Raw genomic sequence first — 13690 nt, forward strand, 5'->3', positions numbered from 1 at the left:
ACCAGGCTAATGATAACTCTAAAGAATTACCAGCCCAGTGTCGTAGATCAAAATTGATTACCCCCAAAAGCGAGTTCCGCGCTCGCTAACTCTGCGATGCGCAGGGGTATCGTGGCGCAGTCTCCTTCTTGCAGAAACCAGGCAGACGACAACCCACACCAGGCAATAATCCACATCAGCAAACGCTGCCGTTCAATCCTCGCGATTTCAGACACAATATTTACCCGTTGTCTGAATTTTACTGGCTCAATGGCGACAGGTTTGGTGGGGTCGGCAAGATCGGGATTAGTAAAAATATTGGCGTAATCAAAGCCACGCTCGCCCACCAGCCCTTTAGGATCGATAGCCAGCCATCCTTTCGTTCCGAAATCAAGAATATTGCCGTGGTGTAAGTCACCGTGCAATACGACTTCATTCTGGGGAGAGGAGAGCAATACGTTTGCCACCTCTGCACAATGCGTCAGGATGCCGCCATGCTTTTTCGCGGCAGGAGCCAGATCGCGAAACCAATAAAGTAGCGGTGTTAACGCAGGCGTTGACGCATTCCGGGGGAGATGGAGTCGACTGGCTGCATGGCAAATAATGCGACAGGCCTGCGCATCATTGCCAGACCAGGACATGTCCGCTAAAGACCCCGCCCCTGTTGCACGTTCTAACAGAATCGCCCCTGCTGCATGAGCAAGCACTTTCGCAGCACCATTCCCGTTCCACCAGACCATTAGTTCGCAGCCGTTCCGTTCACTGTCATCGTCGGTGAGTTTGAGTATGGCTTTCTGACCATCTTTGGTCACCACGGGCAAAAGCTGTGATGTGTGCGTCTCAAGCGGTTGGCCATCAGGAGTAAGTCCCCAACGGCTAAGCCAGGTGTTGAACAGACTATTTTCCAAACATTATCCTCATTTTTTCGCCGGAAATGACCCTCGACAGGGACGGTGTAGACATTATTCCTGCTTTCTGCTGGTTGGGCCACAACGACTCACGCCCACAATACCTGGCTTATCGTGTAGAGCACTAAAGGGCACACCCTTGCGTATCGGTGTGCCATGCTGACTGTGTTTTTTCAATAGAGGAAGACACGATGATCACGTTATGCAAAGCCTGTGGAACATCCTATGAGGTTGCAGACGCCCTTCCTGAACATTGCGATATCTGCCAGGACGAACGTCAGTATGTCCCCGCGACCGGACAGGAATGGGTCGATTTTGCCGCACTTTGTGCTTCGCACACAAATAAGTGGCGGCAACATGACAGCACCCTCCTCAGCATCCGCACCGTTCCTGGTTTTGCAATTGATCAACGGGCGTTTATTCTGCGTACTCCGGAAGGCAATATTTTATGGGACTGCATTGCCACGCTCGACGACGCCACAAAAATGCTAATAACGTCCCTGGGCGGGCTTAAGGCCATCGCGATTTCGCATCCTCATTACTACACCACCATGCAAGACTGGGCTGACGAATTTAACGCTCCCATTTATCTCCATGCCAACGACCGCAAGTGGGTAATGCGCGACAGCCCGTGGATTAAATTTTGGGATGGCGACACCCTGGAACTAACACGCGACGTCAGTGTGATACGCCTCGGCGGACACTTTGCTGGCGGCTGCGTTCTGCACTGGGCGCGAGATGAAGGCGTGGTGCTTTCCGGCGATATCGTTCAGGTCACCCCTGGGGCGCATGCCGTCTCCTTTATGTGGAGCTACCCCAATATGTTGCCATTGCCAGCCGCAACGGTCAGCGACATTACCCACCGCCTGAGTACGGTGAAATTTAAGCAACTTTATGGCGCGTTTGAAGGGAAAGACATAACGAAAAATGCCGATGACATCGTGCAGCGCTCAGGTGAAAAGTACGTTTCCTGTCTCAAGTAAGCAGGCTGCCTGTCACTGACGTTCACCAGGATGAAAAAGGATAGAAATGATAGGCCGCTCCGATGACAGACACATTCACTATCACACTGATAATAAAGTAGGTTTTGAATGGCTGTTTTTGTGTTTTATGGCGAAAGAGTTGTTGAGCGGCTATCGCGCCCCCCACCCGCCAACAACGCCAAACAGCAGCAAAGTGGACTCCGGCACTCGGCGCCAGGCCCTGCGCGCTGCCATTTTATCCGCACCGTACATTGCCAACGTCAGTATGTTGGCGAGCAAAAACCATATAACAAAGGGATGCGAGGTGAAAATGCAGCCTAACGCTGCGAAAATGAGTAGTAAATAACAACAGCGATTGAAATTCATATTTTTATATCACAGCAATTTTGAGAGTATCGGTGAGCATTATATTATGTATTCGGTGATTTTTTATGAAGAAGCTGTTTGTACAGTTTTATCTCCTGCTGTTTGTCTGCTTTCTGGTGATGACCCTGCTGGTCGGCCTGGTCTATAAATTCACCGCAGAGCGCGCAGGCAGACAATCCCTCGACGATTTAATGAAAAGCTCGTTATACCTGATGCGCAGCGAGCTTCGCGAGATCCCGCCACGTGACTGGGGTAAAACGCTGAAGGAGATGGATTTGAACCTCTCCTTTGACCTGCGCGTTGAACCGTTAAATAAGTACACGCTGGACGTTCAAACAATGCAACGTTTGCGCGAAGGCGATATCGTGGCGCTTGACGATCAGTACACATTTATTCAACGGATCCCACGCAGCCATTACGTGCTGGCCGTCGGCCCGCTTCCCTATCTCTATTTTCTTCATCAAATGCGCTTGCTGGACATCGCGTTGATGGCGTTTATTGCTATCTCACTGGCCTTTCCGGTACTTATCTGGATGCGTCCGCACTGGCAGGAAATGCTGCGACTGGAAGCTGCTGCACAGCGTTTTGGGGAAGGACATCTGGGCGAACGCCTCCATTTTGACAGCGGTTCCAGCTTTGAGCGATTGGGTATCGCGTTTAACCAGATGGCAGACAATATCAATGCGCTAATCGCCAGTAAGAAACAACTTATCGATGGCATTGCCCATGAGCTTCGTACCCCACTGGTACGCCTACGTTATCGTCTGGAAATGAGTGATAACCTCACCGCGCAGGAATCCCAGGCGCTGAATCGCGATATTGGTCAACTGGAAGGGTTAATCGAAGAATTACTGACCTATGCCCGGCTGGACCGCCCGCAAAATGAACTGAAGCTCAGCGTACCGGATCTGGCCGTTTGGCTGATAACCCATCTGGAGGATGTGCAAAGCGTAAACCCTGAGCGTGCGGTGCACTTACGCCATCTTAATATTGGTGACTACGGCGCGCTGGATATGCGCCTGATGGAGCGCGTACTGGATAATCTACTGAATAACGCCCTGCGCTATTGCCAGTCTACGGTGCAAGCGAGCCTGTTATTGAATGGCAATCAGGCGACGCTGGTTGTGGAAGATGACGGTCCCGGTATTGCTCCAGACGCCCGCGAACAGGTTTTTGAACCGTTTGTACGCCTTGACCCCAGCCGTGACCGGGCGACCGGTGGTTGCGGGCTTGGGCTAGCCATTGTTCACTCGATCGCATTGGCTATGGGCGGTACGGTCGTTTGTGATGAAAGTGAACTCGGCGGCGCCCGCTTTTGTTTCAGTTGGCCCGTCTGGCATAACATTCCTGAAATTTCAGCTGCCTGACCCATTCGGCTCGGTGGTCAAATGGTGGAGGTTGTGCTATAAAAAAGTATGTTGTAACTAAAATGGTAAATCTATGGCCCGTTACGATCTCGTCGACCGCCTGAACGGCACCTTCCGCCAGATGGAGCAAGAGCTGGCGCTTCTGAACGACAATCTGTTGCAGCAGACGCTGCTGATTGCGCGCGTCTTCTCGTTACCGGAAGTGGCCAAAGAGGCAGAACATGCCCCACTGCAGAACATTGATGTTAAGCAGCATTTAGGTAAAGAGGCTGAAACGCTGGCGCTACGCCACTATCGTCATCTGTTTATCCAGCAACAGTCCGAGAATCGTAGCAGCAAAGCGGCCGTCCGCCTGCCAGGCGTACTGTGTTATCAGGTAGATAACGCAGCTCAGCGCGCTCTGGAAGAGCAAATACAGCGTATTAACCAGCTAAAAACCACCTTCGAGCGCATTGTCACGGTGGAATCAGGGCTGGCACCGGCAGCGCGTTTTGAATGGGTGCATCGCCACCTGCCGGGACTGATTACGCTGAATGCCTATCGTACGCTCACCCTTGTCAGAGAGCCTGCCACCCTGCGATTTGGCTGGGCCAACAAACACATTATTAAAAATCTGAAACGCGATGAAGTACTACAGCAACTGGAAAAAAGCCTGACGTCGCCGCGCAGCGTACATCCCTGGACGCGGGAAGAGTGGCAAGCGAAACTTGAACGGGAATATCAGGATGTCGCCGCCCTGGGCCAGCAGGCGCGCCTGAAGATTAAACGGCCGGTAAAAGTGCAGCCCATCGCCCGCGTCTGGTACAAAGGAGAACAAAAGCAGGTGCAATATGCCTGCCCGACGCCCTTGATCGCGTTGCTCAACAATGAAAACGGCATGACCGTACCAGATATCGGCGAGTTACTGAATTATGATGCCGACAATGTTCAGCATCGTTTTAAACCTCAGGCGCAGCCGTTGAGATTGATTATTCCCCGGCTGCACCTGTACGTTGCGGATTAACTGCCTGGCCGCATACTGCCAACCATCAGTTCCGGGCGTACCCAGCTGTCAAACTCCGCTTCGGTTAGATACCCCAGCGCCAGGGCGGAGGCTTTTAACGTCAGCCCCTCTTTGTGCGCCTTTTTGGCAATTTCAGCGGCTTTATCATAACCGATATGGGTATTGAGCGCGGTCACCAGCATTAGCGACTCGTTGAGCAGTTGATCGATTCGTTCACGATTAGGCTCGATTCCTGTCGCGCAGTGCTCGTTAAAGCTTTCCATACCGTCAGCCAGCAGACGCACCGACTGCAGGAAATTGTGGATGACCATCGGACGGTAAACGTTGAGCTCAAAATTACCTGACGCTCCGCCCATGTTGATGGCGACATCGTTGCCCATTACCTGACAGCAAAGCATGGTCAGCGCTTCACACTGGGTAGGATTGACCTTACCCGGCATAATGGAGCTGCCCGGTTCATTTTCAGGAATCGAAATTTCGCCAATCCCGCAACGCGGACCGGATGCCAGCCAGCGCACATCGTTGGCGATTTTCATCAGCGATGCCGCCAACCCTTTTAGCGCGCCGTGGGCGTGAACCAGTGCATCGCAGGTAGCTAGCGCTTCAAATTTATTCGGTGCGGTAACGAACGGCGCACAGGTAATGTCCCGCAATTCATCCGCGACCCGACGGGCATATTCCGGATGTGTGTTCAGTCCGGTCCCTACCGCGGTTCCCCCCAGCGCCAGTTCCGCCACGTGGGGTAAGCTGTTTTCAATGTGTCTGAGGTTATGTTCGAGCATTGCCACCCAGCCGGAAATCTCCTGGCCAAGCGTAAGCGGGGTTGCATCTTGCAGATGTGTACGACCAATTTTGACGATATCCGCGAAAGCGTGCGATTTATCACTGAGCGTTTTAGTTAACACATTTAACTGCGGGATCAGTGAGTTACGCAGCGCCAGCAGCGCGGCAACGTGCATTGCGGTCGGGAACACATCATTCGAGCTTTGGCTTTTATTAACATCATCGTTGGGGTGAACTTTCCGTTCCATCCCCCGCACGCCGCCCAGCAACTCGCTGGCCCGGTTTGCCAGTACCTCGTTCATGTTCATATTGCTTTGCGTACCTGACCCGGTTTGCCAGATGGCCAGCGGAAACTCATCGCGGTGTTTATCCGCCAACACCTCATCTGCGGCCTGCATAATAGCCCTGGCTTTGTCCTCCGCCAGTAGCCCGAGATCCTGGTTAACCTTTGCTGCAGCGCGTTTCGTCAGCGCCAGCGCATGGATCAGCGAGACCGGCATTTTCTCCGTAGAGATACGAAAATGCTCCAGCGAACGTTGGGTTTGCGCGCCCCAAAGCTTATCGGCTGGAACATCAATCTCCCCCATTGAATCATTCTCGCGGCGTACCGTTACCATTACCTGCTCCTTACATTAACAATTGATTAGGTTATGTTTCGACATTGCCCATTTGCATTGGTCTTATGAGTATTAACGAGGATTAATCTGTCGTTTGGTGGTTCGTGCGGTAAAAAAAAACCGCCCCGAAGGGCGGCTGACGTTACTTAACGCAGCGTGCGCACTGCGACGTCTGAATCTGTTTGAAGAAATCGTTGCCTTTGTCATCCACCAGGATAAACGCCGGGAAATCTTCCACTTCAATTTTCCAGATGGCTTCCATCCCCAGTTCAGGGTATTCCACACACTCCAGACTCTTGATACTGCCCTGGGCCAGCACCGCTGCCGGGCCGCCGATACTGCCTAAGTAGAAGCCGCCATGCTTATGACAGGCATCGGTCACCTGCTGGCTGCGGTTGCCTTTCGCCAGCATGATCATGCTGCCACCTGCGGACTGAAGCTGGTCAACATACGAATCCATACGCCCTGCCGTGGTTGGTCCAAGCGAACCAGAGGCATAGCCTTCCGGCGTTTTTGCCGGGCCAGCGTAATAGATCGGATGATCTTTAACATACTGCGGCAAACTTTCACCGTTATCCAGACGTTCTTTCAGTTTCGCATGCGCAATATCACGGCCAACAATAATGGTGCCGTTAAGCGACAGACGTGTAGAAACCGGGTACTGCGACAACTGGGCCAGGATCTCTTTCATCGGACGATTGAGGTCAACCCGTACCGCTTCGCCTTCTCCCGCCTGGCGCAACTCTTCTGGTATATATTTGCCAGGATTATGCTCCAGTTTTTCGATCCAGATACCTTCACGGTTGATCTTAGCTTTGATATTTCGATCGGCTGAGCAAGAAACGCCCATACCAACCGGACACGACGCACCGTGACGCGGCAGGCGGATCACGCGGATATCATGAGCGAAGTACTTCCCGCCGAACTGCGCGCCCAGCCCCAAATTCTGTGCCTCAATCAGCAGCTCTTTTTCCAGCTCCACATCGCGGAATGCCTGACCATGTTCGTTACCTTCGGTCGGCAGCTCATCGTAATATTTAGCCGACGCCAGTTTCACCGTTTTCAGCGTGGCTTCCGCTGACGTTCCACCGATCACGAACGCAATGTGATACGGCGGGCAAGCCGCTGTTCCCAGCGTTCGCATCTTCTCAACCAGGTAATTTTTTAATTTGCCCGGCGTGAGCAGCGCTTTGGTCTCCTGGTACAGATAGGTTTTGTTCGCCGAACCACCGCCTTTAGCAATACACAGGAATTTGTATTCATCGCCATCGACGGTATACAAATCTATCTGTGCCGGCAGGTTGGTACCGGTGTTCACCTCTTTATACATATCCAGCGCGGCGTTTTGTGAATAGCGCAGGTTGTCTTCGATGTAGGTGTTATACACACCGCGCGCCAGTGCAGCTTCATCACCGCCGCCGGTCCAGACGCGCTGACCTTTTTTACCCACGATAATCGCGGTGCCGGTGTCCTGACAGGTCGGCAAAATACCTTTTGCCGCAATATCAGAGTTACGCAGGAATTGCAGGGCCACATATTTGTCGTTTTCGCTGGCCTCCGGGTCACGCAGAATGTCGGCCACCTGCTGCTGATGCGCAGGACGCAGCATAAACGAGGCATCATGGAAGGCCTGACGAGCCAGCAGCGTTAAGGCTTGCGGCGCGACTTTAACAATCTCCTGCCCTTCAAATTCGGCAACGGAGACATGGTCACTGGTCAGCAGATAGTATTCGGTATTATCCTTTTTGAGGGGGAAAGGATGCTGATAATGAAAGGGTTTGTTTGACATTGTGCTCTCACTTACTGCTCGGTCTGGTTATTCTCTGGGCAGATGTTCCATTGCCCTGCTTCCCTGCCGCAGGTCGGGTTGTAGAAGGAAAGGCTTTCTGCAACCGGAATTACTCAGGGTATTAAAAGCGAGTCACCATATCCTACACAATTTTTTAACAAAAACTGAGACAAGTACGACTTTTTACATGTGCAGGTTACTTCGCTCAGGGTTTCTTGGTTTAATAGCCGTAGAAAATTCCACATTGAAACAGGGCTTGAGAATGCAAAAACTCATCAACTCAGTGCAGAACTACGCCTGGGGAAGTAAAACTGCGTTAACGGAACTTTATGGGATTGCCAACCCCACTCAGCAACCGATGGCTGAGCTGTGGATGGGCGCGCATCCGAAAAGCAGTTCGCAGGTTCTGGACGCTAACGGCCAGACGGTCGCTCTGCGTGATGTCATCGAACACGATAAATCCGCACTGTTAGGCGATGCCGTTGCGAAACGCTTTGGTGAACTGCCTTTCCTGTTTAAAGTGCTGTGCGCCGCGCAACCTCTTTCGATTCAGGTTCATCCTAACAAGCACAACTCTGAAATCGGATTTGCCAAAGAAAACGCGGCGGGGATCCCGATGGATGCCGCCGAGCGCAATTACAAAGATCCTAACCACAAACCGGAACTGGTTTTTGCTTTGACACCGTTCCTGGCGATGAACGCATTCCGCGAGTTCTCTGACATTGTCGCATTGTTACAACCAGTGTCCGCCGCGCATCCGGCTATTGCGCATTTCCTGCAGGAACCGAGCGCGGAACGTCTGAGCTATCTTTTCGCCAGCTTGCTGAATATGCAGGATGAGGAGAAATCCCATGCGCTGGCGATCCTGAAATCGGCGCTGAACAGCCAGCAGGGTGAACCGTGGCAAACCATTCGCCTGATCGCCGATTTCTATCCGAATGACAGCGGGCTCTTCTCCCCGCTGCTGCTCAATGTGGTGAAACTCAATCCTGGCGAAGCGATGTTCTTATTTGCCGAAACCCCACACGCCTACCTGCAAGGTGTGGCGCTGGAGGTAATGGCTAACTCGGACAACGTGCTGCGCGCCGGACTGACGCCAAAATACATTGATATCCCGGAGCTGGTCGCCAACGTTAAGTTTGTCGCCAAGCCAGCCAATCAACTGCTGACCACGCCAGTTAAGACTGACAGCGAACTGGACTTCCCCATTCCGGTCGACGATTTCGCGTTCTCCTTGCATGAACTGACCGCCAATGGCGCAGATATCAACCAGCAAAGTGCGGCCATTTTGTTCTGCATCGAAGGTGAAGCCGTGCTGAGCAAGGGCGAGCAGCGTCTGGTGCTGCAGCCGGGTGAGTCGGCCTTTATTAGCGCGAATGAATCGCCGGTAAACGTCAGCGGCACGGGCCGTTTAGCTCGGGTTTATAACAAGCTGTAGCAAGATACTGATATTTTTAACAACTCTTGCTAAGCTGTAGTGAGTTAAAGACATGTCACTCCTCCAGGCGTCTTCAAACGCCTGGTTTTATTTTATGGATATCAAAATGAAAAAATCGCTGGTAGCTGCGGGTGTGGTGGTTGCACTGGGTATCGTCTGGACGGGCGGCGCTTGGTACACAGGAAAGAAACTCGAAACGCATCTCGCCGAGATGGTGACGCAGGCAAACGATCAGTTAAAACGCTACTCCCCAGAGGCGGGCATTGAACTGAGTTATCAAAACTACCAGCGCGGCGTGTTCAATAGCCAACTGCAGTTGGTGGTGAAACCTGTTGCCGGGCAGGCAGATTCCTGGCTGAAACCGGGACAAAGCATCGTCCTGAATGAAACCGTGGATCACGGTCCTTTCCCGCTGGCTCAGCTGAAATCACTGAATCTTGTTCCGGCAATGGCCTCCGTGAAAACGACGCTGGTCAATAACGACGTGACGAAGCCGCTGTTTGATATTGCCAAAGGTGAGACGCCATTCATCATTAATTCCCGTATTGGCTACAGTGGGGATACCCGTTCCGATCTCTCCCTCAAACCGCTGAACTACGAGAAAGGCGACGAAAAAGTGGCCTTTAGCGGCGGGGAGTTCCAGTTTACGGCAGATAAGGATGGTAATGCGGTGTCGCTGACTGGCGAGGCGCAAAGTGGCTTGGTTAATGCCGTCAATGAGTATGATCAGAAAGTACAAGTTACTTTCAATAACCTGAAAACTGAAGGTTCCAGCAGTATTGCAAGCTTTGGTGAGCGCATCGGCGATCAGAAATTGTCCCTCGAAAAACTGTCGATTTCAGTCGAGGGCAAAGAGCTGGCGGTGCTGGAAGGCATGGGTATCGATGGCAAATCCGATCTGATTAACGATGGCAAAACCGTCAACAGCCAGTTGGATTACACCCTGAACAGCCTTAAATTGCAGGGTCAGGATATGGGGAGCGGTAAGCTGACGTTGAAAGTTGGCCAGATTGACGGTGAAGCACTGCACCAGTTCAGCCAGCAGTACAGCGCCCAAACCAAAGCGCTGATGGCGCAGATTGATGTGGTCCAAAATCCTGAGCTTTATCAGCAGAAAGTCACCGAAGCCTTCTTTAATGCGCTACCGATTCTGATGAAAGGCGAACCGGTTGTCACCATTGCTCCACTGAGCTGGAAGAATGCAAAAGGTGAAACCACATTTAATCTGTCACTGCTGCTAAAAGATCCGACCGCAAACACGGTGGAGCCGCAAACGCTGGCCCAGGAAGTGGATCGTTCCGTCAAATCGCTGGATGCGAAACTGACCATCCCTGTCGATATGGCGACTGAGTTCATGACGCAAATTGCCAAACTGGAAGGATATCAGCAGGAAGAAGCGGCTGGTCTGGCGAAGCAACAGGTTAATGGCCTGGCGGCGATGGGGCAGATGTTCCGCATTACGACTTTGCAGGACAACGTTATCGGTACCAGCCTGCAATACGCAAACGGCCAGGTGACGCTGAACGGACAAAAAATGCCGCTGGATGAGTTTGTTGGTATGTTCGGTATGCCTTCTCTTACACAGCCGGATGCCCCTGCCATCCCGCAACAATAATCACTCGTCAGTGACAGGCCCGATAACAGTGTTTATCGGGCTTTTTTATTTCGCCGCCACCAGACGAGCGGAAAGCGTCAGATTGCGTGAATGACCTTCATCGTGGGCAATGCGTTGTAGCATACGTTCAGCAAGGGTGTATCCCATTTCACGCGCGGGCGAACAGGCCCAGGTAATCGGGATATCGTCCAACGCGTTTTCCGCCACATCAGCGAATCCGGCCAACGATATTTGCTGTTCGAAATAGCGATCGACACCAATTTCGCCACTCTGACGTCCTGCTCTCATCAAGCCAAACCAGGCGCCTATGGCGATTATTTCGTTGTAGCACACCACCGCGCTGATCGTGGGATTGCGGCGTAACAGCGCCGTTACCTCTTCTGCGGCCTGCTTCTGGCTGGATGAACACTCCAGCACCCAGTCGCTATGAAACGGTAAACCATATTTTAGTAAGGTTGCACAATAACCGCCGACGCGCTCTGCGCGAGTCAATGAAGAACTCTGCCCGCCCAGCCAGGCAATACGCTGGTGTCCGTGGCGGATAAGATGTTCAACCAGTAACTGTGCAGCCTGCATGTTATCGGGCCTGACGGTGTCTGCGTCATCCATGTAGCTGGCGCGTGATGCAAATACCACCGGGATCCCTTTATCAGCGGCCAACTGTTGCAGCGCATCACTGCTGCCAGCGGCCCCGGCAATGACCACGCCATCCACCCCCTGGTTGAGTAACATCGCGAAACGCTGCGCCAGCTGCTCCCCATCTTTACCGCCGTGCAGTAAGAAGACCATGCGCCCCTGCGCTTCTAACGCTTCCGTCAGACCCGCCGTCAGCTCGGCGTAAAACGGCGTTGAAAGATCGCGTACAATCAAACCAACTACTCCGCTCTGCCCGCCGCGCAGCGCTGATGCCTGGCGGTTACGCACAAACCCCAGTTGCTCAATAGCAGCATTCACCCGCTCCCCGGTCGCTGATGAAATTCGCCCTTTTCCACTGAGCACCAATGAGACGGTGCTGACCGAAACCCCCGCAGCCAGCGCAACATCATGGATGGTTATTTTTTTGGCTATAGCCATAAAAACAGAAAACTCCCTGATAACGTGACAGATAAAACGTTTTATCAATCACTTATATTTATACCCCCTATTATCGTTCGATAATGTGATTTATACCGCACTAAAATTAGGTAAAACGTTTTATCTTCTCGCCATCATTAGTCAGCTAGCCTTTACAAGGAGTCGTTTGATGACGGCGAGAACCACACCAAAAATAACGTTATGGGAATTTTTCCAGCAGTTGGGCAAAACCTTTATGCTGCCTGTAGCGCTGCTCTCATTTTGCGGGATCATGTTGGGGATCGGCAGCTCGTTGAGCAGCCATGATGTCTTAACGCTGATCCCGGCGTTGGGGAATCCGGTGCTTCAGGCCATCTTTACCTGGATGAGTAAAGTTGGCTCATTTGCGTTTAGCTTCCTGCCAGTCATGTTCTGTATTGCCATTCCTCTGGGCCTCGCGCGCGAGAACAAAGGCGTTGCGGCGTTTGCCGGTTTTGTTGGTTATGCGGTCATGAACCTCGCCGTCAATTTCTGGTTAACCGCCAAAGGTATCTTACCCACCACAGATGCGGCGATCCTGAAAGCCAACAACGTGCAAAACATTCTGGGGATCCAGTCGATCGACACCGGGATCCTCGGTGCCGTTATTGCCGGGATCATTGTCTGGATGCTGCATGAACGCTTCCACAACATTCGTCTGCCGGATGCGCTGGCGTTTTTCGGTGGTACGCGCTTTGTGCCTATCATCTCCTCGGTGGTGATGGGATTGGTCGGGCTGGTCATTCCCCTGATTTGGCCGGTTTTCGCCATGGGCATTACCGGACTCGGTCACATCATCAATAGCGCGGGGGAATTTGGTCCTATGCTGTTTGGTACCGGTGAGCGTCTGTTGCTGCCTTTTGGCCTGCACCATATTCTGGTGGCACTCATTCGCTTCACCGAAGCTGGCGGCACACAGGAAGTCTGCGGCCATAGCGTGAGCGGCGCACTGACTATTTTCCAGGCTCAACTGAGCTGCCCGACAACGCAAGGTTTCTCTGAAAGCGCAACACGCTTCCTGTCCCAGGGTAAAATGCCGGCGTTCCTCGGCGGTTTACCGGGTGCGGCATTAGCCATGTACCACTGCGCACGCCCTGAAAATCGTCATAAAATTAAAGGGTTATTAATTTCTGGCCTGATTGCCTGTGTCATCGGCGGTACAACTGAACCACTCGAGTTCTTATTCCTGTTCGTCGCTCCGGTTCTGTATGTAATCCACGCCCTGCTAACCGGTCTTGGCTTCACCGTGATGGCGGTGCTTGGCGTCACTATCGGTAACACTGACGGTAACCTGATTGACTTCGTGGTGTTCGGCATCCTGCACGGATTGTCCACCAAGTGGTACCTGGTCCCTGTTGTCGCGGCTATCTGGTTTGCGGTGTACTACGTGATCTTCCGCTTCGCCATCACGCGCTTCAATTTGAAGACGCCGGGCCGTGAAGTCGAAATTGCCAGCAATATCGAAAAAGTAATGGCCGGAGCGCCTGGTAAATCAGGTTACAACGTCCCTGCTATTCTGGCGGCGCTGGGCGGCGCGGAAAACATTGTCAGCCTGGATAATTGCATCACCCGTCTGCGCTTGTCAGTGAAAGATATGTCGCTTGTTAACGTACAGGCTCTGAAGGACAATCGTGCCATTGGCGTAGTACAACTCAATCAGCATAACCTTCAGGTCGTTATCGGTCCGCAGGTCCAGTCAGTGAAAGACGAGATCGCGGTTCTGATGAACACCGTACAGGCTTAAGGATAA

10 protein-coding genes and 1 pseudogene are annotated in these 13690 nt (G+C 52.5%); 6 read left to right on the forward strand and 5 right to left on the reverse strand.

Annotated features, from left to right (window positions below):
- Positions 1-47 precede the first annotated feature (47 nt).
- Positions 48-887: an aminoglycoside phosphotransferase family protein gene (locus HV334_RS12940; protein WP_181220459.1), complete on the reverse strand. Its 840-nt coding sequence runs from the start codon at positions 885-887 to the stop codon at positions 48-50.
- Between the two features lie 191 nt (positions 888-1078).
- On the opposite strand from HV334_RS12940, the gene HV334_RS12945 reads away from it, so the two are divergent.
- Complete coding sequence (locus tag HV334_RS12945; protein ID WP_019076747.1) at positions 1079-1870, forward strand: MBL fold hydrolase; 792 nt, start codon at positions 1079-1081, stop codon at positions 1868-1870.
- A gap of 22 nt (positions 1871-1892) precedes the next feature.
- On the opposite strand, the pseudogene HV334_RS12950 reads toward HV334_RS12945, so the two are convergent.
- Positions 1893-2236, reverse strand: a pseudogene (locus HV334_RS12950) (DUF1294 domain-containing protein).
- Between the two features lie 65 nt (positions 2237-2301).
- On the opposite strand from HV334_RS12950, the gene rstB reads away from it, so the two are divergent.
- The gene (rstB, locus tag HV334_RS12955) at positions 2302-3603 is read left to right on the forward strand and encodes a two-component system sensor histidine kinase RstB (protein ID WP_181220460.1); all 1302 of its coding nucleotides are present in this window, start codon (positions 2302-2304) and stop codon (positions 3601-3603) included.
- A gap of 73 nt (positions 3604-3676) precedes the next feature.
- The gene (tus, locus tag HV334_RS12960; RefSeq protein WP_019076745.1) at positions 3677-4606 is read left to right on the forward strand and encodes a DNA replication terminus site-binding protein; all 930 of its coding nucleotides are present in this window, start codon (positions 3677-3679) and stop codon (positions 4604-4606) included.
- On the opposite strand, the gene fumC is transcribed toward tus, so the two are convergent.
- Both fumC and fumB read right to left on the reverse strand, forming a co-directional pair.
- Positions 4603-6006, reverse strand: a complete 1404-nt coding sequence (gene fumC / locus HV334_RS12965; RefSeq protein ID WP_181220461.1) for a class II fumarate hydratase — start codon at positions 6004-6006, stop codon at positions 4603-4605. The two genes, tus and fumC, sit on opposite strands and share 4 nt — an antisense overlap.
- A 142-nt stretch (positions 6007-6148) precedes the next feature.
- Positions 6149-7795, reverse strand: coding sequence for a class I fumarate hydratase (gene fumB, locus HV334_RS12970; protein ID WP_181220462.1), 1647 nt, complete (start codon positions 7793-7795; stop codon positions 6149-6151).
- Between the two features lie 262 nt (positions 7796-8057).
- Between fumB and manA the strand changes: the two genes are divergently transcribed.
- Both manA and HV334_RS12980 read left to right on the forward strand, forming a co-directional pair.
- A complete protein-coding gene (manA, locus tag HV334_RS12975) occupies positions 8058-9233 on the forward strand; it encodes a mannose-6-phosphate isomerase (protein ID WP_049268629.1) in 1176 nt (391 codons plus the stop codon).
- A 106-nt stretch (positions 9234-9339) separates the two neighbouring features.
- Complete coding sequence (locus HV334_RS12980) at positions 9340-10848, forward strand: YdgA family protein (protein WP_029139531.1); 1509 nt, start codon at positions 9340-9342, stop codon at positions 10846-10848.
- 45 nt (positions 10849-10893) lie between these two features.
- Here HV334_RS12980 and HV334_RS12985 read toward each other — a convergent pair whose 3' ends face one another.
- Positions 10894-11922: a Mal regulon transcriptional regulator MalI gene (locus HV334_RS12985; protein ID WP_016153014.1), complete on the reverse strand. Its 1029-nt coding sequence runs from the start codon at positions 11920-11922 to the stop codon at positions 10894-10896.
- Positions 11923-12091: 169 nt separating this feature from the next.
- Between HV334_RS12985 and malX the strand changes: the two genes are divergently transcribed.
- A complete protein-coding gene (gene malX, locus HV334_RS12990; RefSeq protein WP_016153013.1) occupies positions 12092-13684 on the forward strand; it encodes a maltose/glucose-specific PTS transporter subunit IIBC in 1593 nt (530 codons plus the stop codon).
- Positions 13685-13690 lie beyond the last annotated feature (6 nt).

It is taken from the genome of Citrobacter sp. RHBSTW-00944 (assembly GCF_013615435.1).
Classification (GTDB): domain Bacteria; phylum Pseudomonadota; class Gammaproteobacteria; order Enterobacterales; family Enterobacteriaceae; genus Citrobacter; species Citrobacter braakii.

Bases quoted from the DNA above. Each gene is read 5' to 3' on its own strand.
- malX (WP_016153013.1), top strand. From the start codon at position 12,092: ATGACGGCGAGAACCACACCAAAAATAACGTTATGGGAATTTTTCCAG.
- rstB (WP_181220460.1), top strand. From the start codon at position 2,302: ATGAAGAAGCTGTTTGTACAGTTTTATCTCCTGCTGTTTGTCTGCTTT.
- HV334_RS12980 (WP_029139531.1), top strand. From the start codon at position 9,340: ATGAAAAAATCGCTGGTAGCTGCGGGTGTGGTGGTTGCACTGGGTATC.
- manA (WP_049268629.1), top strand. From the start codon at position 8,058: ATGCAAAAACTCATCAACTCAGTGCAGAACTACGCCTGGGGAAGTAAA.
- HV334_RS12945 (WP_019076747.1), top strand. From the start codon at position 1,079: ATGATCACGTTATGCAAAGCCTGTGGAACATCCTATGAGGTTGCAGAC.
- tus (WP_019076745.1), top strand. From the start codon at position 3,677: ATGGCCCGTTACGATCTCGTCGACCGCCTGAACGGCACCTTCCGCCAG.
- fumB (WP_181220462.1), bottom strand. From the start codon at position 7,795: ATGTCAAACAAACCCTTTCATTATCAGCATCCTTTCCCCCTCAAAAAG.
- HV334_RS12985 (WP_016153014.1), bottom strand. From the start codon at position 11,922: ATGGCTATAGCCAAAAAAATAACCATCCATGATGTTGCGCTGGCTGCG.
- fumC (WP_181220461.1), bottom strand. From the start codon at position 6,006: ATGGTAACGGTACGCCGCGAGAATGATTCAATGGGGGAGATTGATGTT.